Source organism: Actinoplanes sp. NPDC026670, assembly GCF_040638175.1.
Classification (GTDB): Bacteria; Actinomycetota; Actinomycetes; order Mycobacteriales; family Micromonosporaceae; genus Actinoplanes.
Window position 1 is genome coordinate 302,699 of the sequence record NZ_JBEZXU010000001.1, and the last position, 22,393, is coordinate 325,091.

Consider the following 22,393-nt stretch of genomic DNA (forward strand, 5'->3'; position numbering starts at 1 on the left):
TCCGCGGCCTTCATCGGTACTCCCCGATCCGCGGCCGGAACCCGAGCCCGACAGTGACGATCAGGCCGGCCGTGAGCAGCACGAACCCGGCCGTCAAGCCGGTCAGTGCGCCCTCCGCACTCTCGGCCTGTGCGTCCACCTGCTGATTGCCGGCGGCCAGCGCGCCGGTGAGCGCCCTGTCCAGCCGGGCGAACACCGCCGGAAGCGCCTGGTCACCGGGCGCTGTCGCCAGCTCGACGGCCTTGTTCCAGTCGCCGCCGTTGTCCGCCGCCCGCACCTGGAGGTGCAGCGTGCGCCACTGGTCGGCCTCGGTGCGGGCCTGCTCGATGAACGCCCGGTCGTCGTCCTCGGCCTGGGCCAGCGCCGTCGCGAGCAGCCCGCCCTTGCCGTCCACCCCGATCAGCTCGTCCATCTTGGCCACGAACTGCGTCTCGAACCCGGCCCCGCCACCGCGGGCGACGAGCGTCAGCGACTCGTTGGCCCGCGCCTGCAACGCCGCCCGGCCCGAGTTGGCCAGCACCGACACCTGCTCGGCCGGGCTGCCGGGCCCGGTCTCCAGCCGTCCGGTCGAGGCGCCGAGCGCGACCAGCGACCAGAGCAGCGCCAGGGCGGTGATCCCGCTCGCCCCGGCCAGCCCCAGGTTGAACGTGCGCCGGCTCCGGCGGGCCACCAGCACCTGCGCCGCGAGCAGCGCCCCGGCCAGCAGAACCCCGAAGAACGCGGTCAGCCAGGGGAGACCGTCGGCCCCCTCCTGCTCGCCGACCAGCCGTCGCTGGGTGCTGTCGAAGACCCCCGCGGCGGCCGGGAGGATCGTCTGCTGCATCAGCCCCGACGCCTCCCGCAGGTAGGCCCCGCCCAGCGGCACCCCGAGACGCTGGTTGGACCGGGCCGTCTCGATCAGGCCGGTGTAGACCGGCAGCTGAGCGGCCACCACCCGCAGCCGGGCCGTCTCGTCGTCGTCGGCGTCCCGCAGCGCGATCGTCAGCGCCGAACTGGCCTGCGCGATGTCGTCGAGATAGCGCGCGCGCAGGCCGGCCGACTCGCCACCGGTCGACAGGAACGCGGTCGCGGCGGTGGCGTCGGCGTCGGCCAGCGACCGGTACAGCGTCTGCGCGTCGACACTGATCGGCGCCTTCACCTCGGAGACGTCGGTGAGCAGCGCGGACCGCTCCCGCACGTCGGCCAGCGCGGCGGCGCCGGTGGCCAGAGCCAGCACCACCAGCCCGGCCGCGACCAGCCAGTAGAGCCGCGGCGTCGACAGCCGGCGGCCACCACTCTCGGGTGGCGCCAGTCGTCTTGCAGGCGCGAGTTGGGTCGGCACGCACACCCCCGGTTGCTCCATGTGGGACGGCCACGATACGGCGACACCGCCACGGTAGGGAACCGCGTCCACACCCTCGGAGACCGTCAGCCGTCGCTGACGGCGGGAATGCCGCTCGGATGAGCGCTCTGAGCGACGGCCGGCGGGCTCAGACTGCCGCGAGGTCCCGGGCCGCCAGGTAGCCGAACGTCATCGCCGGGCCCAGGGTGGCGCCGGCGCCCGCGTAGCCACGGCCCATCACCGAGGCACTCGTGTTGCCGGCCGCGTACAGACCGGGCACCGGGGACCCGTCCTCGCGCAGCACCCGGGCCCGCTCGTCGGTGCGCAGCCCGCCCTTGGTCCCCAGATCACCGGGCACCAGCGAGAACGCCAGGAACGGCGGCCGTGCCAGGGCGCCCAGGCAGGGGTTCGGCCGTTGCCGCGGATCGCCGTAGTACCTGTCGTACGCCGAATCGCCCCGCCCGAAATCCTCGTCCCGCCCGCTCGACGCGAACCCGTTGAACCGCTCCACGGTCGCCCGCAGCGCGTCGGCCGGCACCCCGATCCGCCCGGCCAGCTCGTCGAGGGTGTCCGCCCGGTGGGCGATCCCGGCGTCGAACCAGCGCCTCGGCAGTGGGGCCCGCGGCGCCCGCCCGGCGAACAGATACCGGTCCCGGTACGACCGGTCGGTCACCAGCCAGGCCGGCAGATGCGGGCCGGAGCCGGTGCGCCCCAGCATGGTGTGGACCACGTCGACGTACGGCGCCGCCTCGTTCACGAACCGCCGCCCGGTCCCGTCGACGACCAGGCTGCCCGGCAGGTTGCGCTCGGCCAGGCAGAAGTAGGCCCCGCCGGTCAGCGGCAGCGACGGTCCCCACCAGGCCTCGTCCATCAGGTCCAGGGCCGCCCCGAGCCGCTGCCCCTCCTCGATGCCGAGCCCGGTGTTCCCGGCCGCGCCGACGGTCCACGCGGTGCTCAGGTCCTGATGCTCCCGGCGCATCCGCTCGTTGTGGTCGAACCCGCCGCACGCCAGCACCACCCCACGCCGGGCCCGCAGCACGCCGTCGGGGGTCTCGACACCGGTGACCCGGCCGCCGGACACGTGCAGGGCGGTCATCGGCGTACCCAATCGCACCGGAACCCCCGCCGACCGCAACCCGGCCCGCAGCCCCGCCGCCAGCGCCTGCCCCATGGTGAGCCGCCGCCCCCGGAACCGCCCGGCGGCCAGCTTGATCGCGGTCAGCGCCGACCGTGGATGCCGCAGCCCGAGCGACAGCCAGCGATAGTCGACGGCGGTCACCGCCATCCCGTTCGGCGCGGCCCGGTACGGCGGGGCGAGCGCGCCGACGTCCTCGGCGACCAGGCGGACATCCAGTGGGCGCGGCTCCAGGGTGCGGCCCTCGGCCAGCCCGCCCGGCGCCTCCGGGTGATAGTCCGGGTAGCCCGGCACCCGGGCGAACTCCAGCGGCGTGTGCGCGGTGACGAAGGCCAGCACGTCCGGCCCGTGCTCCAGCAGCGCGTCCCGTCGGGCGGCGGGCACCTCGTCACCTGCAACGTGTTTCAGGTACGTGCTCGCCTCCGGGCCGGGCAGCCACAGGCCTCCGCCGGACCGGGCGGTCGAGCCGCCGTACACCTCGGCGCCGTCCATGACGACAACGCTGAGCCCATGGTGTGCGGCGGTGAGCGCGGCGGTCATCCCGGCCGCGCCGCTGCCCACCACGACGACGTCGAATTCCTCTTCGCGCAACACTAGAACAGGTTATAGTTATCCGGTCGCCGACGCCATTCTCCCGGAGGCCCGCATGTACGTCGTGGTGGTGGGCTCGGGCGCGGCCGGTGTCTGCGCGGCCATCGAGGCTGCCGAATCCGGCGCCGACGTGCTGGTGATCGACCGCTTCACCGGCGGCGGCGCCACCGCCATCTCCGGCGGCATCGTCTACGCCGGCGGTGGCACCCGCCAGCAGCGCGCCGCGGGCGTCACCGACACCCCCGACGCCATGTACGAATACCTCCGCCACGAGGTCCGCGACGCCGTCGCCCCGGCCACCCTGCGCCGCTTCTGCGACGAATCCGCGGACATGCTGGCCTGGCTCGAGGACCGGGGCGTGCCGTTCGATGCGAGCCTGTGCCCGTACAAGACGTCCTACCCGACCGACCGCCACTACCTCTACCAGTCGGGCAGCGAACACGCCTACCCGGACCCGGCCCCGCGCGGGCACCGGACCCGCGCCCCCGGCACCTCCGGCGGCACCCTCCACGCCCGCCTGGCGGCGGCCGCCGCAGCGCGACGAGTCCGTTTCCTCCCGCAATCCCAAGCCGTTTCGCTTCTGTTCTCGGCAAACCCCTCCGCCGGTACGCCCACCGCGCCCCAAACGCACCACGCGGTTCCCGCCGAGCCGGCCCGTCCCGAGCACCACGACCCTCGCGCGGAGGAACCGGGCAACGGCGCGATTCCCGCCCCCTCCCCGGAGAACCAGCCCGCACCCGCGGCTCCAGGTTCCCCCGCACCCGTGGTTCCAGGTTCGCCCGCACCCGTGGTTCCAGGTTCGCCCGCACCCGTGGTTCCAGGTTCCCCCGCACCCGTGGTTCCAGGTTCCCCCGCACCCGCGGTTCCAGATTCCCCCGCACCCACCGTTCCGGGTTCGCCCGGTCCCGCGTCCGCCAGTCCCTCCGGCTCGTCGTCACCGCTGACTCAGCGCGTCGAAGGCAGCGCTGACGACCAGCCGGCGGTGACCGGGGTGGTCTGCCGGACACTGCGCGACGCGCCGGGACTGGCGAGGGGCGCGCACCGGTGGCTGCACCGCTGGTCGGTCAAGCCCGGGATGTATGTGCCGGGCCTCGGGCGGGTGCTGCATCGGGGCGTCGCCTGGATCGAACGGCGATATGGGCGGGAGCTACCGATCCGGGCCGACGCGGTGGTGCTCGCGGCCGGGGGTTTCGTCTTCGACCGGACGATGATGCGGGAGCACGCGCCCACCTACCGCGGGCTGCGGCTGGGCACTCCGGGGGATGACGGATCCGGGATCCGGCTCGGTACCTCGGCCGGCGCGGGCACCAGGTTTCTCGACCGGGTCACGATCTGGCGGTTCCTCACGCCGCCGTCCGCGCTGCTCGGTGGGGTTCTCGTGGACCGGAACGGACGGCGGGTCTTCGACGAGTCCCGTTACGGCGCGGCCATCGGCGACGCGATCCGGGCCTGCCCCGGCGGGAGGGCGTGGCTGCTCGTCGACGCGGATCTGCTCCGTGCGGCCCGGCGGCAGCTTCCCTCGCAGACGCTGTGGTTCCAACGCTGGCAGAGCCGGTGGTTGTTCACCGCCCGCCGGGTCTCAGCGCCGACCCTCGCCGAACTCGCCCGCCGAACCGGAATCGACGAGACCAACCTGACCGAGACCGTGACCGCGAACAACGCCGCGGCCGCCAACGCCGCCAACGCCGGCGCCGCCAACGCCGCGAACTCCCCCGACCGTGCCGCCGCCGACCGTGCCGCCGCCGACCGTGCCGCCGCCGACCGTGCCGCCGCCGATCGCGTCGCCGCCGATCGCGTCGTCGGCGGCAACGACGGCCCCGCCGCTGACGACGCTCGGGTGGGGCGGGATGTCGTCGGTAAGCCTGTGGAGTTTGTTCGAGGACTGGTCAACGGGCCGTTCTCGGCCATCGACGTGTCGTTGCGGGCGTCCCCGGCACCGATGCTCACCCTCGGCGGCCTGACCGTCGACGAGGAGAGCGGTCAGGTGCTGCGCCCGGACGGCACGTCGATCGCCGGGCTCTACGCGGCCGGGCGCACGGCCGTCGGGATTTGTTCCGGCTCCTACGTCAGTGGACTCTCGCTGGCCGACTGTGTGTTCTCCGGCCGACGCGCAGGCCGCCACGCCGCGACCGCACCCGCCGAGGGCGTCCCCGCGCCCGCCGCGCCGTCGGCCTCCACCACTGCCGTGCCCACCGAGCCGGCGGCCCCTGCCACCACCATGCCTGCGGCCTCCGACGCCACCGCGCCTGCCGGGTCGGCGGCACCCACCCCCACCGTGCCCGCGGCTTCCGGTGTCGCCGCCGCTTTGATTCCAGAGTCGGGAGAGAACGATGATCGACGAGACTGAACTCGGGATTCTGGCGGACCGGCTTCGCGACGCGGAGCGGGATCGGGCGCCGATTGCGCCGCTGGTCTCGGATTTTCCGGGGCTCACCGCCGACGACGCCTATGCGATTCAGTTGCACAACATCCGGCGGCGCAGCGCACCGATCGTCGGGCACAAGGTGGGGCTCTCGTCGAAGGCCATGCAGGAGATGATGGGGGTGGACGAGCCCGACTACGGGCACCTGCTGGCCGATATGCGGCTCTCCGAGGACGCGGCCGTCGACGCGGAACGGTTCTGCTATCCGCGGGTGGAGATCGAAGTAGCGTTTCTGCTCGGCGACGATCTGCCCGGTGAAGAATGCACCGAGGACGATGTTCTCGCCGCCACGGCCGCATTCGCACCGTCCATTGAGCTGATCGACAGCCGGATCGCCGACTGGCGGATCAGTCTGCCCGACACGATCGCGGACAACGCCTCCTCCGCCGGATTCGTGGTGGGCGCTCAGCGCGTACCGCCGAAGGAAATTGATCCTCGCGGCATCGCCGCGGTTTTGTGGCGTGGGAATGAGCAGGTGGCGGCCGGGCGGTCGGATGCCGTGCTCGGAAATCCGGTGACCGCGGTCGCGTGGCTGGCGCGGACCGTCGCGAAGTTCGGGGTCCGGTTGAAAGCGGGCCACCTGATTCTGCCGGGGGCGTGCGCGCGGGCCGTCGATGCGCGGCCGGGTGATGAATTCCGGGCCGAATTCACCGGTCTCGGCGAAGTCCGATTGGCATTCGGCGACCGGGAAACCGAAGCCGCTGCGGAAGGAAGGGGTCGGGAATGACGTTGAGCGCGGCGATCGTCGGGTCCGGGAACATCGGGACGGATCTGATGTACAAACTGCTCCGGTCGCCGGTGATCGAGCCTCGATGGATGGTCGGCATCGACCCGGAGAGCGCCGGGCTGCGGCGGGCGGCGGACGCCGGGCTGGCCGTCAGCAGCGCCGGGGTGGACTGGTTGCTGAGTCAGGATCCGCTGCCTGACCTGGTATTCGAGGCGACGTCGGCGGGTGTGCACCGGGCGAACGCGCCGCGCTACGCGGAGGCCGGGATCCGGGCGATCGATCTGACGCCGGCGGCGGTCGGGCCGGCCGTGGTGCCCGAGGTGAACCTCGGCGGGCACCGGGACGCGCCGAACCTGAACCTGATCACCTGTGGCGGGCAGGCGACGATCCCGATGGTGCACGCGGTGTCACGGGTGACGCCGGTCCACTACGCGGAGATCGTGGCCACCGTCGCGTCCCGCTCGGCCGGGCCGGGGACCAGGGCGAACATCGACGAGTTCACCCGGACGACGAGCCGCGGGCTGGAGACGATCGGGGGAGCGGCGCGGGGCAAGGCGATCATCGTGCTGAACCCGGCCGAGCCGCCGCTGATCATGCGGGACACGATCTTCTGCGCGGTGTCGCCGGACGCCGACCAGGCCGCGATCACCAAGTCCGTCGTGGACCTGGTGTCGGCCGTCGCGACCTACGTGCCGGGCTATCGGCTGCTGGACGAGCCACAGTTCGACACGGTCGGTGACCGGGTACGGGTGGGGATCTTCATCGAGGTCGAGGGCGCGGGCGACTTCATGCCGGCCTACGCGGGGAATCTGGACATCATGACCGCTGCGGCTACCAGGGTGGGTGAGGAACTTGCTCGACCTCAGGATCACTGACTCGTCGTTGCGAGACGGGTCGCACGCCAAACGGCACCAGTTCACCGTCGGTGAGGTGACCGCGATCGTGGCCGCCCTCGACGACGCGGGTGTGCCGGTCATCGAGGTCACCCACGGCGACGGGCTGGGTGGGTCGTCGTTCACCTACGGGTTCAGTCACACCCCGGAGCAGGAGCTGATCAGCGCGGCGGTCGGTGCCGCCACCCGCGCGAAGATCGCCTTCCTGATGCTGCCCGGTGTGGGGGTGCTCGACGACATCCGGGCCGCGGCCGGGAACGGCGCCACGGTCTGCCGGATCGCCACCCACTGCACTGAGGCCGACATCGCCGTCCAGCATTTCGGGATCGCCCGTGACCTGGGCCTGGAGACGGTCGGCTTCCTGATGATGGCGCATTCGATCCCGCCGGAACGGCTCGCCGAACAGGCCCGGATCATGGCGGACGCCGGCTGCGAATGTGTTTACGTGGTCGACTCGGCGGGGGCGCTCGTGCTCGACCAGGTCGGTGACCGGGTCGCCGCGCTCGTCGCCGAACTCGGTGCGGACGCGCAGGTCGGCTTCCACGGGCACGAGAACCTGGGGCTCGGGGTGGCCAACTCGATCCTGGCCTATCGGGCCGGGGCCCGGCAGATCGACGGCAGCACCCGCAGGTTCGGGGCCGGCGCCGGGAACACGCCCGTCGAGGCGTTCGTCGGTGTCTGCGACAAGCTGGGCATCCGGACCGGCGTGGACTTCTTCAAGATCGTCGACGCGGCCGAGGACGTGGTGCGCCCGGCGATGGCCGACGAGTGCAAACTCGACCGGATGGCTCTGATCATGGGGTACGCCGGGGTCTACTCCAGTTTCCTCATGCACGCCTACACGCAGGCCGAACGGTACGGCGTGTCCGGCGCGGAGATCCTGGTCAAGGCGGGGGAGCGGCGGCTCGTCGGCGGCCAGGAGGACCAGCTGATCACGATCGCCCGGGAGTTGTCCGCGCGCTGAGCCGGTGGGGTGTCCCGGTGGACGGGCCACCCCACCCGGATCGTGTGTACGCACCGGGTTCTGGTCACTGTCAGTAGTAGGTGACCGAAACCGAGTCGGTCACCGGAAGCGCCTGGCAGGCCAGGATGTAGCCCTCCGCGAAGTCCTCCTCCTCGAGGATCTCGTTGTTGACCAGGGTGACCTCACCGCTCACCACCCGGACCGCGCACGCTCCGCATTGACCCTGCCGGCACGAATACGGCGGATTGAGACCCGCGTCGATGATCACGTCGAGGAGCCGCTTGCCCGGCGCCCACGGCAGCACGTGGGTCTGCCCGTCGATCGCCACCTCAGCGACCGCCGCCGGCCCGCCCGTCGGCTCGGCCTGAGCGCCCGCGGGCTCCGCCTCGAACTGTCCCGTGCCGAACTGTCCCGGCCCGGACCGGTTCGTCGCGGACTGGTCCGCCTCGAATCGTTCGATCCGGATGCGGGAGGCCGGCACGCCCGCCGATTGCAGCGCCTTCTCGGCGACCGCGACGAACGCCTCCGGCCCGCAGACGAAGGCCTCCCTCTCGGTGTAGGGCAGGAGCAGCTCTTTCAGGGAGTCGGCAGTCGGAATGCCCCGCTCGCTGTCCAGCCAGTGGATGACCGGTAGCAGGCCGTCGAGCCGCGCCCCGAAGATGATCGACTCCGCGTCCCGGTTGGCGTAGACGAGAACCGGATCGCCACGCAGCGCCTTGACGATTCCCATGATCGGCGTGATGCCCGAACCCGCCGCCAGGAACAGCAGGTCGTCGTCGAACGAATCAGGCGTGAAAGCCCCGGACGGGCCCGCCATGTCGAGGGTGTCGCCGGCGCGGACGTGGTCACAGATCCAGTTCGAGACCTGGCCGCCGGGCACCCGTTTCACGGTCACCACGGGCAGGTCGTCGACGCCCGGCGCGCTGGACAGCGAGTAGCAGCGTGGCCCGGCCGGGGTCCGAACCGTCAGGTACTGGCCAGGCCGGTAGTCGAAGGTGGTGTCGAGCACCAGGGAACAGGCGTCCGCGGTCTCCGGGATCACCGCGGCGATCCGGACAGGGCGGAAATGCGGCATCAGCTCACCTCCAGACGACCCTCGCGAACCGCCCGGTCGATGCTTGCCCGCAGCTCCGGGCAGGTGGGGACGAGCGCGGGCGGACGTCCGGCGGTGGCCGCCGCCTCGGCGAGCCGGTCGCACGCCGGCCCGGACCACTGCACGCTCGTCTGCATCGCGCTGCGTTTCCCGGCCCGGACCGGAAGCCCGCAGGCCTCACACCGCACCTCGGCGAGCCCACCGGCCAGATACTCCTGCCGCTCGTCCCGGTCCGGTTGGACGAGGCCCCGGCCGTCGCTGTCGGCGGGGGCCGGCTGCCGCTTGTCGCCGGCGGTGAGGGCTGGTTGCTGATCGGTGCTTCCGGCGGCGTTGTGACCGGTGACCCGGTGGCCGATGGCCGTCATGAGGCGGCGGCCCGGGCCTGGTTGGCGGCGACCTCGGCCTCCCACGTCTCGACCGCCCGCGTGGTGTCCACCTCGAACTCGTAGCGCGCCACCATGTCGTCGGTGATGTCCTCGACGTCGACGTAGAACTGCTCATACCACCGGCGGAGCTGGTAGACCGGCCCGTCCTCGGCGCACAGCAGCGGGTTGTCGATGCGCGACTTGTTCTTCCAGATCTCCACATCCTGGAGGAACCCGACGCCGATGCCCTTGGCGAACTTGGCCGCCGCCTTGGCCGCCTGCTCGGTGCTGAGCCCCGGCAGCCGTTTCATGGACAGGCCCCACTGGAGGACGAACGAATCCGGGGTGACCGGGTAGTGGCAGTTGATCAGCACCGACTCGATGTTGATGCCGTGCCAGTCGTTGTACAGGTAATCGATCATGTAGGCCGGTCCGTAGTAGGCCGCCTCCGACCGCAGTGTTGCGTCACCGGACTGGCTGGCCGAGGCCGGCACGTCCGGCCGCGGCCGGGTCTCCAGGAACTGCGCCGCCACGTGCCCCTCCATCACGTTCTTGAAGAACGTCGGGAAGGCGAAGTGGATGTAGAAGAAGTGCGCCATGTCGACGACGTTGTCGATGATCTCCCGGCAGTTGGCGCCCTCGATGAGCACCGAATCCCAGGTCCAGTCGCTCCACTCGTCGGAGAAGGCGCCCTCGATCCGCGGGATCGCCACCTCGGGCGGCGGCGGGTTGCCCTGTGGATCGTTCCAGACGAACAACTGCCTGTTCTGTTCACAGGTCGTCCACGACCGGGTCCGTGCGCGCATCGGGATCCGGTGCGCGTAGGGCACCTCGACACAGCGGCCCTCCCCGTTCCACCGCCAATCGTGGAACGGGCAGGCGATCGTGTCGCCCTTGATCGTGCCCTGGGTGAGGTCGCCACCCATGTGCCGGCAGTAGCCGTCGAGCACGCTGATCCGGCCCTGGGAATCGGCGAACACCACGAGCTTCGTGCCGAACGCCTGGATCGCGTGCGGCTGCCCGTCGCGGAACGTGTCGGCGAGCCCCAGGCAGTGCCACCCCCGGGCGAACCTCGCCGGCGGTCTCCCGGCATCGATGGTGCGCGGTTGCTGGCTGATGCTCATGTCCCACTCCTGGTCCCTAGGTAGAACGTGTTCTAGTATAGGGGTCGCTCGACACGCGGCCAACCAGCCTGGAGGGATCACATGGAAGCGGTCCTCGCCGGAGTTCAAGAACTGTTACCTGTTCTGCGAGAGCGTGCTCAGGAGACCGAGGATCGGCGCGCGCTCGCCCCGGAAACGGTCAAAGCCCTCGCCGAGACCGGCTTCTTCCGCCTCCTGCAACCCGCCCGGTTCGGCGGCCACGAGGCGCACCCGCTCGACTTCCTGACCGCGGTCCGCGACATCGCCTCGGCCTGCGGGTCGACCGGCTGGGTCGCCTCGGTCATCGGGGTGCACAACTGGCAGCTGGGGCTTTTCCCGGACCGGGCCCAGCAGGACGTCTGGGGCGCCGACCCCGGCACCCGGATGTCCTCGTCCTACGCGCCGACCGGGAAGATCACCCGGGTCGACGGCGGATACCGGGTCAACGGCCGCTGGAGTTTCTCCTCCGGCTGCGACCACGCCACCTGGGTGCTGCTCGGCGGCATCGTCCCGCCGGGCGACGACGGCACACCCGCAGACTTCTGCACCTTCCTGCTGCCGGCCTCGGATTACACGATTGAGGACGTCTGGCACACCGTCGGACTGCGTGGCACCGGCAGCAACGACATCGTCGTCGACAACGCCTTCGTCCCGGCGTATCGCGCGCTCAGCTTCAACGACACCGCCCGCTGTGTCTGCCCCGGCCAGGAGCAGAACCCGGGACCGCTTTACCGCATCCCCTACGCCTCGATCTTCACCTACGCGATCACCACCCCGATCATCGGCATGGCGACCGGCGCCTACCGGGCCCACGTCGACTACACCCGCGACCGGGTCCGGGCCGCATACGCCGGAGTCAAAGCGGCCGAGGACCCGCACTCGCAGGTCCGCGTCGCCGAGGCCGCGGCCGACATCGACTCCGCCTGGTACGCCGTGCAGGCCAACATGCGCGAGCTCATGGAACTCACCACCGCCGGCACCAAGCTGCCAATGCCGCTGCGGCTGCGGGTCCGCCGCGACCAGGTCCGCGGGACCGCCCTGGCGATCCGTGCCGTCGACCGCCTCTTCGAGAACTCCGGCGGCCGGGCGCTCGCGATCGGCACCCCGATCCAGCGTTTCTGGCGCGACGCCCACTCCGGCCGGGTGCACGCGATCAACGACCCGGAACGAGCCCTCTCCATGTACGGCCGAGGCGAGTTCGGCCTGCCCCTCAACGACGCGATGGTCTAGCGATGACCGACCGCACCGCAGCGAAGCAAGGGTATGGCCGAGGAGGAGACGAATGACGCTGGCTTTCCACCGCGAGGGCGCCGGATCACCCGTGGTCCTGCTGCACGGGGGCGGACCGGGGGCGTCGGCCATGAGCAATTTCGGCCGCACGATCCCCGCGCTCGCCGGGCACTTCGACATCCTCGCGGTCGACCAGCCCGGATACGGCGGGTCGCTGGGTGACCCGATCACCGGGCAGTACTTCACCCACGCCGCCACCGAACTGGCCGCGCTCCTCGACAAACTCGGCATCGACCGGGTCGACCTGATCGGGAACTCGCTCGGCGGCGGAACCGCAGTCCGGTTTGCTCTGATGCACCCCGGGCGCGCCCGCCGGCTCCTCCTCATGGGACCCGGCGGACTGTCACTGAACGTCTTCTCCGCCGACCCGACCGAAGGGGTCAAACGCCTCGGCGCGTTCGGGCGGAACCCCAGTCGTGAAAGGTTGGCGGCCTTTCTCCGTACCCTCGTCTTCGATCCGTCCTTGATCTCTGACGATCTGATCGAGGAACGTTTCCGGGCCGCTGTCGACCCGGCGGCGATGCGCGCCATGCGCGAGATGGGCGCCTCCTTCAGCAACCCGGAGACAGCCGAGGAAGGGCTGCTCTGGCGCGAAGCCCACCGGCTGCGCCACGAGACCCTGCTCGTCTGGGGCCGTGAGGACCGGGTCAACCCGCTCGACGGCGCCCTGGTCGCCCTCAAGGTCCTGCGGAACGCCCGCCTGCACGTTTTCGGAGGCTGCGGCCACTGGGCCCACCTGGAGAAATTCGACGAATTCAATCGACTTGCCATCGATTTCCTCACCCCCTGACCTGCTCTTCATCTCGTCTATCGCGCCCGCCCCGACTTCTGGTTCTGTGAGAGGGGACACCGCCCGTGAGCAACCTCATCCGATCCCTCGGCTACCTGCGCGTCGAAGCCACCGACCTGCCCGCCTGGCGTGACTTCGGCGTCAAGGTGCTCGGCATGACCGAGGGCCGCGGCCCCGACCCGCAGGCCGTCTACCTGCGCATGGACGAGCTGCCGGCGCGCATCGTGGTGGTGCCCGGCGAACGCGACAGGCTCGCCGCGTCCGGCTGGGAGCTCGCCGACCCGGCCGCGCTCACCCGGCTCGTCGGCGTCCTCGACGAAGCCGGCATCGCCGTCAAACCGGCCGGCGCCGACGAACTCGCCGACCGCCGGGTCTCCCACCTGATCAGCGTCGACGACCCGGCCGGCAACCGCCTCGAATTCTTCTGCGGCGCCGCCCTCGACAGCCGGCCGTCGCTCAGCTCGTACGGCACCCGGTTCGTCACCGGCGGCCAGGGCATGGGCCACGTCGTCCTGCCGGCCCGCGACGACGTCGCGTCGCTGCGGTTCTGGGGCGAGGTCCTCGGGTTCCGGCTGCGCGACTCGATGCGCCTCGTCCCCGAACACCTCGGGCTGCCGCCCAGCGACAAACCCCTGTGGATGCGGTTCCTCGGCTGCGGCCCCCGGCACCACAGTGTCGCTCTCGCCCCGATTCCGGCGCCGACCGGACTCGTACACCTGATGATCGAAACCGAGACCCTCGACGACGTCGGCCGGGCCATCGACCGTTGCGCCCGCAACAAGGCCCCGATGATCTCGAGCCTGGGCCGGCACGCCAACGACGAGATGGTCTCCTTCTACGTCCGGACCCCGAGCGGATTCGACATCGAGTACGGCTACGGCGGCCTCACCGTCGACGACGAGACGTGGGTCGCCCGCCAGACCACCGCACACAGCGTCTGGGGCCACCGGTTCTTCGCCGGCGGCGGGCATTGACCACCCACCCGTCCGTGCCGGTGTCGCCGGCCGCCGGTTTCCGGAGGGTCTTCGGCCACTTCGGAACCGGCGTCACCGTCATCACCACGGCCGACGCCGACGGGCCCGCCGGCTTCGCGTGCCAGGCGTTCGCGCCGCTCTCGCTCGACCCGCCGCTGGTGCTCTTCTGCCCGCAGAGCGGCTCGGACACCTGGCGCCGGATCCGGGCGTCCGGGATCTTCTGCGTCAACATCCTGGCCGCCGACCAGCGCGACGTCTCACGGCTCTTCGGCACCCGCGGCGCGGACCGGTTCGCCGCCCTAGGCTGGGCGCCGGCGCCGTCCGGGGCACCCGTCCTGGACGGCGTCCTGACCTGGGCGGACTGCCTGGTCGAGGCGGTCCATCCGGGCGGCGATCACGCCATCGTCACCGGCCTGGTGACCACGCTCGGGCCGTGCCGCGACGTGACACCGCTGCTCTTCCATCGCAGCCGGTACACCACGACGACCCCGACCTCACCCTACGAACCACCGGAGGTCGTCGACACCCTCCTGTCCTGGCCCCGCCACACCGACTGGATGTGACACCTGGATAGACGACAACTTTCCCAAGGCCTATAGTCTCATGCAAGGCCCGCCGGGGTCGATCGCCGCTGGGGAGGTGTCTGCGTGGGTAGGCTGCGGGAACGAGCAATCGTCCGTGAGGGAGGCCGTTCCGTGAGCGCTGAGTCAGCGATCGAGTGGAACCGCCCACCCGCGGAGGGATTTACCGCCGATGACCTGGATCGGATCCCCGATCTTCCGCCGCACACTGAGCTCATCGACGGAAGTCTCGTTCTGGTGAGTCCGCAGAAGGCGTTTCACTCGTTGATGCTCGACCTGCTGACTCATTCTCTGCGTTCGTCGGCGCCGCGACCGGAGTTCCTGGTCCGGCGTGACATGTCAGTGGTTCTGGGCCGGAAACAGAGGCCGGAGCCCGACGTGGTCGTCGTGCGCGCTGATGCTGAGGCGAGTCTGTCGGCCACGTGGTATCCGGCTGACGCCGTCGTGCTCGCCATCGAGGTCGTGTCCCCCGAGTCCGAGTTCCGTGATCGCTCCCGCAAGCCGCAGCTCTACGCCGAGGCCGGCATTCCGTTCTTCTGGCGGGTCGAGGCGGTCGAGGGCAAGCCGGTTGTTCACGCGTATCAGCGTGACCCGGAAACCGCCGCTTACGTGGCGCTGGGCATCTTCCACGACCGGGTGCTGGTCACGGTGCCGTTCCCGATCGACATCGACCTCACCGAGATCGAGCGCATGTGATGCTCAGTTGCAGTGTGAAAAGCCGCTCTCGAAGACCAGCCCGCCGATCGTTCCGCCCCATCGCACGCACTTGCCCGCGGCCTCGGCGCTGACCGGTCCGGCGTAATACTGGAAGCTGCCCTTGTCGGCGACCGGTGAGCCGCCTTTCACTTCCAGTCCGGCGGACATCGCGGTCTTCTTGTCCAGCGTGTTGGCTTTGATGGTGACCACGCAGTTCATCCCGCCTTCCGCCTGATAGAGCAGGTAGATCGTGCCGCGCAGCACCCCGGCGCCCGTCTCCAGCTTCTTCGAGTCGATCACCTGGTAGCCGTCGCCGCAGAGGCCGACCGGGTCGTCGTAGGGGTTCGTCGCCGGCTCGGTGGACCCGGGGTCGGTGGTCTCCTCCGGGTCGGTCGTCGCGGTGGCGGTCGGCTGGCCGGTGGCGGCCGGCTCGGTTGCCGGGTCCTCGGCCGCGCGTGTGGTGGAGCCGGCCTTCGGGGACGACTTCGGACGGCCGGTCGTCTGGCCGCGCGGCTTGTCGCTCGGGCCATCCAACTGGACCTGTTGCCCGCCGGCATCCTGCGGCTCGATCGCCTGGTTCGGGTTGTCCGGCCCACTGTTGAGGATGATCCCGATACCGGAGAGCAGCGCCACCACGGCTGCCGCCGCGAGCGCCACGGTGACATTGCGCCGCCGCCGCGAAACCGTCGCGCCCGGCCCGGTCACCCCACCCGTCGTGGTGCCGCCGGACCCGTGTCCAGGCGTTTCGTCGAACATCGCCCCAGCCGCGATCCCGCTGCCGGGCGTGCCGCCGAAGGTGGCCCCTGATCCGATTCCGCTCCTGGGCGCGCCGCCGACGGCCGCGGCCCCGACAGATGCGGCCCCGACAGATGCGGTGCCCGGCGTGAAACCTGATCCGTTCGAGGGCTGCCCCGCCGCCGGGAAACCGCCGGTGCCGGCGGGCCGCTGCGTCGGAATCCGGCCATTCGGTGACCCAGCCGGAAGGCCGGCACCAGCCGGAAGGCCGGCACCAGGCGGAAAGCCGGCACCAGGGGGAGAGCCGATACCAGGCGGAAAGGCAGCGCCGGCAGGGAAACCAGCGCCGGCAGGGGGCGCCGGCCGGGAGGGCGCCGCCGCCGCCGCGAGCGCCGCCGAAGCCAACGCCGAAGCGCTGGGAAACCGCCGGCCCGGATCCTTGGCCAGCGCCCGCATGACCACCGCCGCCACGGCGGGCGGCACATCCGGCGGCAGGACCGGCGGCTGACCGTGCACCAGCTGGGCGAGAACGGCGAGCGGATTGTCCCCCACATAGGGCGGCCGCCCGGTGAGGCAACTGAACGCCACGGCGCCGACCGCATACATGTCCGTGGCCGCCGTGACCGGGCGGCCCTCAGCCTGTTCCGGCGCCATGTAGTGTGCGCTGCCCAGGACCACGTTGGTGCCGGTGAGACCGGTGATCCCGGTGGACCGGGCGACCCCGAAGTCGACGAGGACGATGGCGCCGGCCGGCCGTACCAGAAGATTGCTGGGTTTGACGTCGCGGTGAATGATGCCGGCGTCGTGGGCGGCCTGAAGCGCGTCGGCGACCTGCGCGACCGCGGCCATCGTCTCGGCGGGGGAGAGCCGGCCGGCCTGCTGGATCTTCGCCGACAGTGGCGTGCCGTCGATGAACTCCATCACCAGGAAGTCCAGCCGGTGCGCGCCGACCTGCGCGTTCTCGCCGTAGTCGTAGACCTGCACGATCCCGGGGTGCCGCAGCGCCGCCATCATCCGGGCCTCGGAACGGAACCGGGTGATGAAGTCCGAGTCGGACATAAGCGCCGGGAGCAGCACCTTCACCGCGATGTCGCGTTGTAGCAGCAGGTCGTTGCCGCGCCACACCTCACCCATGCCACCGGCGGCGATTCGCTGGGTCAGCCGATAGCGGCCGTTGAGCACGTCTCCCGGTGATAGCACCGGATCATGCTAGTCGGGTCAGGACAGCAGTGTGGGGGTGAGTCGCGCGACATGGGATTCCGGCGAACCGTACATCTGCGCGGTCACCCAGGCCCGCCGCAGGAATCGGTGGGCGTCGTGTTCCCAGGTTATCGCGATGCCGCCGTGCATCTGCACCATCTCGGCGGCGACCGCCCGCAACGTCTCCGAGCAGGTCACCTTCGCGGCGGCGGCGAGCAGCGAGGCGTCGGCGGAACCGTCGGCGACCGCCTGCACGGCTGCTTCCGAGGCCGACCGGGCGGCCTGGACCCGCACGTAGGCTTCGGCGAGCCGATGCTGGAGCACCTGGAACGACCCGATCGGCCGCCCGAACTGGTGGCGCTCCTGAACATAGGCGACGGTAAGTTCGAGGGCACGTTCGGCGGTGCCGAGCTGCTCGGCGGAGAGCGCGGCGCAGGCGATGTCCCGCAGTTCCGGAGTCTGCTGGGAGCGCAACCTGCTCGTCGCCCGGGTCAGGTCCAGCGATTCGGTGACCTCGATCTCACCGTCGATCTCGAACAGGGCGCCGTCCCGCACGACCAGCACGGTGTCGGCCGGGAACACGCATCCCGCCCAGGCGGCGGTCACGGTCCGTTCACCGGAGCAGATCGCCGGCAGCAACCGGGCACGGGCGTCCTCGTCGCCGAATTCGAGCAGCGCGTGCACGGCCAGCACGGTTCCCAGCATCGGCGCCGGGCTCAGCACCCGCCCGAGCTCCTCCAGCACGACCGCGGCCTCACCGAGCGTAGCGCCGGAACCGCCGTACTCCTCGGGCACGGTCAGCCCGGCGACGCCGATCTCCTTGCACAGCCGCGGCCACAGGCCATCCGCCGCGATCTGCCCGCCGAGCAGCCCACGCACCGCCGCCCGCAACGCCGCCCGCTCTTCGAACATCATTCAAAACCTTCCTCTTCGGTACGCTCCACACCCGGCCCCGCCGAACCCTGCCCGTCCCGTGGTGACACCGCGACACCGTCCCGGCGCCGGACCGCGAGGCGACTTCCGGGCGGAGGCGGTTGGTCACCGCCCACCCCGTTCCCGATTCCGCCGAGCTCCGCCCCGGTGAGTTCGGTGAGCAGCCGGCGGCGGTGCCAGTCGGCGGTGCCCCAGGACAGGTGCAGCGCCCGCACCCGGGTGAGGTAGCGCCCGAGCCCGTGTTCCCGCGTGTACCCGATCGCCCCGTGCACCTGGAGCGCCGTCCGTGCCGCGAGCAGTGCCGCCTCCCCGCAGGCGACCTTCGCCGCCGACACGTCCCGGGCCGCGCTGGTGAGGCGCGACGGCGTGCCCCCGCCCGCAGAGGTCAGGGCCACGGCGGCCGCGTAGAGCAGCGGGCGGGCGAACGTCAGCGCCACCGCCACGTCGGCCAGCTGGTGGCGGACCGCCTGAAACGCGCCGATCGGGCGGCCGAACTGGGTGCGGGTCCTGGCGTAGCCGACGGCCATCGCGAGCAGGGCGTTGCCGGCGCCGAGGAGCTGGGCGGCGCAGGCGAGCGTCCCGAGGTCGAGCGCCCGCTGGACCGGGGCGCCGGATTCGACCTCCTCGCCCGGGGCGATCTCGGCCAGCCGCCGGGCCGCGTCCAGGGAACGGTGGATCTTCACGGCGCTTCCCACCCGTACCGCATGGTGATCGGTGAGCAGGAGGAGATCGGCCACATCGCCGTCGGCGGCAAAGGGCAGCAATGGTGGCGCAGCCACCGAGGCGAGGATCCGGCCGTCGGCGAGTTCCGGAAGCCAGCGGCCGGAGGCGAGCAGGGTCGGGGCGGCGGCGACGGATTCGGCGACCGGTCCGGGAACGGCGTGCCGGCCGAGCACCTCGCAGACGATGACCAGGTCGTCGATGCCGGCTTCGAGGCCGCCGAACCGTTCCGGGACGAGCAGGCCGGTCACTCCGGCGTCGCTGAGCGACGACCACAGGTCGCGGCCCGGAGCGGTGTCGCCGTCCGCCCAGGCCGCCGCCACCGCCGGAACGTCCGCCCTGGTCAGCAGGGTGTCCAGCACCTCGGCGAACCGGCGCTGCTCGTCGGACGGGGTGAGCCTCATCGGGGGAGGCCGAGTTCGCGGTGGCCGAGGATGTCGCGCTGGATCTCGCTGGTTCCGGCATAGATCGGCCCGGCCAGCGAGAACAGGTATCCGCCGGTCCAGTCCGGGTCGATCTCCGCGTAGGGGCCGAGCACGTCGAGCGCGGTCTCGTGCAGGGCGACGTCGAGCTGAGACCAGAACAGTTTGGTGGCGCTGGGCGCGACGGGTTCGTCAAGCGAGGCGTAGGCCGCCATCCGGTAGGCCCGCGCCCCGATCCACGCGTCGGCGACCCGGCCGCCGAGGTCACCGTGCACGGCGAGGGCGGCCAGGCGATCGGCCGCGGCCGTGAAGCGTCCCGGCCCGCGCAGCGTCAGCCCCCGCTCGTGCCCGGCCGTGCTCATCGCCACCCGCCAGCCGTCACCGGGCGTCCCGATCACGTCGTCGCCGGGCACGAACACGTCGTCGAGGAAGATCTCGGCGAACCCGGCCGTCCCGTCGAGCTGCCGGATCGGCCGGACCGTCACGCCGGGCGCCCGCAGGTCGAACATCAGATAGGTGAGGCCGCGATGCCGTTCCCCGGCCGAACTGCGGAACAACCCGAACGCCCGGTCCGCGACGACCGCCCGGGAACTCCAGGTCTTCTGCCCGGACAGCACCCACCCGCCGTCGACCGCCTGCGCCCGGGACCGGATGGCCGCGAGATCACTGCCCGCGCCCGGTTCCGACCAGGCCTGCGCCCACACCTGCTCACCACGTGCCATCGGCGGCAGGATCCGCGCGCACTGCTCCGGCGTCCCGTGCGCGAGCAGCGTCGGGGCCAGCAGGAACAGCCCGTTCTGCCCGATCCGCACGGGTGCTCCGGCCGCGTGGTACTCCTCGTCGAACAGCAGCGCGTGCAGCGGCGGAGCGGCTCGCCCACCGTATTCGACGGGCCACGACACGGCGGCCAGCCCGGCCTCCGCGAGCCGCGCCTCCCACGCCCGGTGCGCGACACTCCCGGCCGCGGTGTCCGGCGCGGGCAGCGCGGAACCGGGAACGTTGACGGCCAGCCAGGCCCGTACCGAATCCCGGAATCCGATCGCCTCCGGATCGAGGTCGAGGTTCATCCGGCGGCCTTCTTCATCGCCTTCGCATCCAGCCCGGCCAGCGGATCCGCGCTGACCTCGGCGTTGTGCGAGTGCGCCACATGATGCAGCCCGAACACCGCGTCCATTCCGGAGCGCAGGCCCATCTGGTCCTCACACAGGTTGACCGCGCGTTTCGCGAGCGCCAGCCCGAACGGCGGCATCTCGGCGATCCGCGCGGCCAGCGCGAGGGTCTCGGTCTCCAGCGCGGCGCGCGGCACGATGCGGTTGACCATCCCTATCTCGTACGCCCGGCGCGCCCCGAAACGATCCCCGGTGAACAGCACCTCCCGCGCGAACCGCGGCCCGAGCACCCAGGGGTGGGCGAAATACTCGACGCCGGGGATCCCCATCCGCAGCACCGGGTCGGCGAAGAACGCGTCCTCGGCCGCCACGATCAGGTCGCACACCCACGCGAGCATCAGCCCACCGGCCACGCACGCGCCCTGCACCATGGCCACCGACGGTTTCGGGATCTCCCGCCAGCGCCGGCACATGCCCAGGTAGACCTCCATCTCCCGGGCGTACCGCCGATCCGCCCCGGTTTTGGACGTGTGGTCCCACCAGGTGACCGCCCGGCGCGGGAACGACGTGTCGGCGTCGCGTTCCGGGGTGCCGATGTCGTGCCCGGCGGAGAAGTGGTCGCCGGCCCCGGCCAGCACGATCACCGCCACCTCGTCGTCGTCGACGGCCCTGGTGAAGGCGTCGTCGAGCGCGTACGTCATCGCCGAGTTCTGCGCGTTGCGGTAGCGGGGCCGGTTCATGGTGACGACGGCGACCGGCCCGCGCCGCTCGAACAACACCTCGTCGCTCATGAGTTCTCCCGGAGCAGGTATTTGAGGACCTTGCCGCTCGCGTTGTGCGGCAGCTCGGCCCGGATCTCCACGGACCGGGGGGTCTTGTAGCCGGCGAGCCGTTCACGGCACCAGGCGATCACCGCGTCCGGCGCCGGGTCGTGGCCGGGGCGGGCCACCACATACGCCCGGCCGACCTCGCCGAACCGCTCGTCGGGCACCCCGACCACGGCCACCTCGGCGACCCCGGGCAGCCCGGCGAGCACCCGTTCCACCTCGGCCGGGTACACGTTGAAGCCGCCGCAGATGTACATGTCCTTGATCCGGTCGGTGATCGTCAGGTTCCCGTTCTCGTCGAGCGTGCCCACGTCACCGGTGTGCAGCCAGCCGTCCGGGTCGATCGCCGCCGCGGTGGCCGCCGGGTCGTCGAGGTAGCCGAGCATCACGTTCGGCCCGCGCAGCAGCACCTCGCCGTCCTTCTCGGCGATCCGCACCTCGAACCCGGCGGCGGCCCGTCCGCTGGTGAACGCCACGGTCCGGGTGTCGTCGCCGGGCCGGCACATGGTCGCGACCACGGCTTCGGTCAGCCCGTACGCGGTGAGCACGGTGCTGATCCCCAGCTCGGCCCGGATCCGCTCGATCAGCGCCGGCGGCACGGTCGCGGCCCCGGTGACGGCCAGCCGCAGCGACCCGATCGCGTGACCGATCCGCCCCGGATGGTCGAGCAGCCCGATGTAGAGGGTCGGCGGGCCGGGCAGCACGGTGATGTGCTCGTGCTCGATCAGCTCGAGAGCGCGCGGCACGTCGAACACCGCCTGCGGCACGATCGTCGCCCCGCCGGCCAGGCACGCGAGCAGCCCGGCTTTGAGCCCGAAGCTGTTGAAGAACGGGTTGATCACCAGGTAGCGGTCCTTGACGCCGACCCCGCCGATGCCGGCCCACGCCCGCGCCACGCCCAGCGACTGCCGGTGCGCGCTCATCACGCCCTTGCTGATCCCGGTGGTCCCGGAGGTGAAGAGGATGTCACTGAGGTCGTCCGGGCGTACCGCCGAGGCTCGTTCCGAAGCCGCCTCCGCGGCAGTCTCGCCGGCCCGGTCGAGGAACGCGTCCCAGTGCGGCAGCGGCAGCACGAACGGCGGCAGCGCCGACGCCGGCAGCGACGCCAGCCGGTCCGTGCCGAGGAACGGCCCGGTGACGATCAGGCCTTTCGCGTCGCTGCGGGTGATGATGTCGGCCGCCTCGACGCCGGTGAACCTGGTGTTGATCGGCACCAGGGTGGCGCCCGCGCCGAGGATGCCGAGCGCGGCCAGCACCCAGCGGGCGCTGTTGGGCGCCCAGAGCGCGACCCGGTCGCCGGGCTCGATGCCTGATGCGATGAGCGCGCGGGACACCGTCTGCGTCTCGTCGTGCAGCTCGGCGAAGTTCCACCTGCGCCGATGCGGATCGACGAGCGCCGGCTCCCGGGCGAACTCGCGCGCCGCCTGCGCCACCACTGCCGGAACGGTCTCCATCGGACCTCC

At 71.5% G+C, this 22,393-nt stretch carries 18 protein-coding genes and 2 pseudogenes; 9 read left to right on the forward strand and 11 right to left on the reverse strand.

Features of this window, described 5'->3' with window-relative positions:
* Positions 1–10 precede the first annotated feature (10 nt).
* On the reverse strand, positions 11–1,321 hold the full coding sequence (locus AB0E94_RS01275) for a hypothetical protein (RefSeq protein ID WP_360320587.1): 1,311 nt from the start codon (positions 1,319–1,321) through the stop codon (positions 11–13).
* 148 nt (positions 1,322–1,469) lie between these two features.
* Entirely contained in the window at positions 1,470–3,050 is a 1,581-nt protein-coding gene (locus AB0E94_RS01280) for an FAD-dependent oxidoreductase (protein WP_360320590.1), read from the reverse strand.
* Positions 3,051–3,102: 52 nt separating this feature from the next.
* Here AB0E94_RS01280 and AB0E94_RS01285 point away from each other — a divergent pair.
* The 4 genes and pseudogenes from AB0E94_RS01285 to dmpG all read left to right on the forward strand — a co-directional run.
* Positions 3,103–5,175, forward strand: a pseudogene (locus AB0E94_RS01285) (FAD-dependent oxidoreductase); the annotation flags it as partial.
* A gap of 202 nt (positions 5,176–5,377) precedes the next feature.
* Positions 5,378–6,196, forward strand: a complete 819-nt coding sequence (locus AB0E94_RS01290; RefSeq protein WP_360320593.1) for a 2-keto-4-pentenoate hydratase — start codon at positions 5,378–5,380, stop codon at positions 6,194–6,196.
* Positions 6,193–7,071, forward strand: a complete 879-nt coding sequence (locus AB0E94_RS01295) for an acetaldehyde dehydrogenase (acetylating) (RefSeq protein WP_360320596.1) — start codon at positions 6,193–6,195, stop codon at positions 7,069–7,071. The genes AB0E94_RS01290 and AB0E94_RS01295 overlap by 4 nt, the downstream gene beginning before the upstream one ends.
* Positions 7,049–8,053 (forward strand): 4-hydroxy-2-oxovalerate aldolase, encoded by a 1,005-nt coding sequence (dmpG, locus tag AB0E94_RS01300; protein WP_360320599.1) that lies wholly within the window; start codon positions 7,049–7,051, stop codon positions 8,051–8,053. The genes AB0E94_RS01295 and dmpG overlap by 23 nt, the downstream gene beginning before the upstream one ends.
* Positions 8,054–8,123: 70 nt before the next feature.
* On the opposite strand, the gene AB0E94_RS01305 is transcribed toward dmpG, so the two are convergent.
* From AB0E94_RS01305 to AB0E94_RS01315, 3 genes are all read right to left on the reverse strand, one after another.
* On the reverse strand, positions 8,124–9,128 hold the full coding sequence (locus tag AB0E94_RS01305) for a ferredoxin--NADP reductase (protein ID WP_360320602.1): 1,005 nt from the start codon (positions 9,126–9,128) through the stop codon (positions 8,124–8,126).
* Entirely contained in the window at positions 9,128–9,355 is a 228-nt protein-coding gene (locus tag AB0E94_RS01310) for a hypothetical protein (protein ID WP_360320836.1), read from the reverse strand. Before AB0E94_RS01310 ends, AB0E94_RS01305 begins: the two co-directional genes overlap by 1 nt.
* Positions 9,356–9,507: 152 nt before the next feature.
* A complete protein-coding gene (locus AB0E94_RS01315) occupies positions 9,508–10,635 on the reverse strand; it encodes a Rieske 2Fe-2S domain-containing protein (RefSeq protein ID WP_360320605.1) in 1,128 nt (375 codons plus the stop codon).
* Positions 10,636–10,716: 81 nt separating this feature from the next.
* Here AB0E94_RS01315 and hsaA point away from each other — a divergent pair, with 81 nt between their 5' ends.
* The 5 genes from hsaA to AB0E94_RS01340 all read left to right on the forward strand — a co-directional run bounded on the left by hsaA (position 10,717) and on the right by AB0E94_RS01340 (position 14,984).
* The gene (gene hsaA, locus AB0E94_RS01320) at positions 10,717–11,883 is read left to right on the forward strand and encodes a 3-hydroxy-9,10-secoandrosta-1,3,5(10)-triene-9,17-dione monooxygenase oxygenase subunit (RefSeq protein WP_360320608.1); all 1,167 of its coding nucleotides are present in this window, start codon (positions 10,717–10,719) and stop codon (positions 11,881–11,883) included.
* Between the two features lie 52 nt (positions 11,884–11,935).
* A complete protein-coding gene (hsaD, locus tag AB0E94_RS01325) occupies positions 11,936–12,733 on the forward strand; it encodes a 4,5:9,10-diseco-3-hydroxy-5,9,17-trioxoandrosta-1(10),2-diene-4-oate hydrolase (protein ID WP_360320611.1) in 798 nt (265 codons plus the stop codon).
* A gap of 65 nt (positions 12,734–12,798) precedes the next feature.
* A complete protein-coding gene (hsaC, locus tag AB0E94_RS01330) occupies positions 12,799–13,707 on the forward strand; it encodes an iron-dependent extradiol dioxygenase HsaC (RefSeq protein ID WP_360320614.1) in 909 nt (302 codons plus the stop codon).
* Between the two features lie 14 nt (positions 13,708–13,721).
* Complete coding sequence (gene hsaB, locus AB0E94_RS01335) at positions 13,722–14,270, forward strand: 3-hydroxy-9,10-secoandrosta-1,3,5(10)-triene-9,17-dione monooxygenase reductase subunit (RefSeq protein ID WP_360320617.1); 549 nt, start codon at positions 13,722–13,724, stop codon at positions 14,268–14,270.
* 132 nt (positions 14,271–14,402) lie between these two features.
* A complete protein-coding gene (locus AB0E94_RS01340) occupies positions 14,403–14,984 on the forward strand; it encodes a Uma2 family endonuclease (protein WP_360320620.1) in 582 nt (193 codons plus the stop codon).
* Positions 14,985–15,668: 684 nt separating this feature from the next.
* Here the strand turns inward: AB0E94_RS01340 and AB0E94_RS01345 are convergent.
* From AB0E94_RS01345 to AB0E94_RS01370, 6 genes and pseudogenes are all read right to left on the reverse strand, one after another.
* Positions 15,669–16,919, reverse strand: a pseudogene (locus AB0E94_RS01345) (serine/threonine-protein kinase); the annotation flags it as partial.
* A gap of 18 nt (positions 16,920–16,937) precedes the next feature.
* The gene (locus AB0E94_RS01350; protein ID WP_360320623.1) at positions 16,938–17,831 is read right to left on the reverse strand and encodes an acyl-CoA dehydrogenase family protein; all 894 of its coding nucleotides are present in this window, start codon (positions 17,829–17,831) and stop codon (positions 16,938–16,940) included.
* Entirely contained in the window at positions 17,831–18,976 is a 1,146-nt protein-coding gene (locus AB0E94_RS01355; protein WP_360320626.1) for an acyl-CoA dehydrogenase family protein, read from the reverse strand. Before AB0E94_RS01355 ends, AB0E94_RS01350 begins: the two co-directional genes overlap by 1 nt.
* On the reverse strand, positions 18,973–20,061 hold the full coding sequence (locus tag AB0E94_RS01360; RefSeq protein ID WP_360320629.1) for an acyl-CoA dehydrogenase family protein: 1,089 nt from the start codon (positions 20,059–20,061) through the stop codon (positions 18,973–18,975). Before AB0E94_RS01360 ends, AB0E94_RS01355 begins: the two co-directional genes overlap by 4 nt.
* Positions 20,058–20,894, reverse strand: coding sequence for an enoyl-CoA hydratase (locus AB0E94_RS01365; protein WP_360320632.1), 837 nt, complete (start codon positions 20,892–20,894; stop codon positions 20,058–20,060). The genes AB0E94_RS01360 and AB0E94_RS01365 overlap by 4 nt, the downstream gene beginning before the upstream one ends.
* Positions 20,891–22,384 carry a FadD3 family acyl-CoA ligase gene (locus AB0E94_RS01370; protein ID WP_360320635.1) on the reverse strand — a complete coding sequence of 498 codons (1,494 nt, stop codon included), beginning with the start codon at positions 22,382–22,384 and terminating at the stop codon, positions 20,891–20,893. The genes AB0E94_RS01365 and AB0E94_RS01370 overlap by 4 nt, the downstream gene beginning before the upstream one ends.
* Between the last annotated feature and the right edge of the window lie 9 nt (positions 22,385–22,393).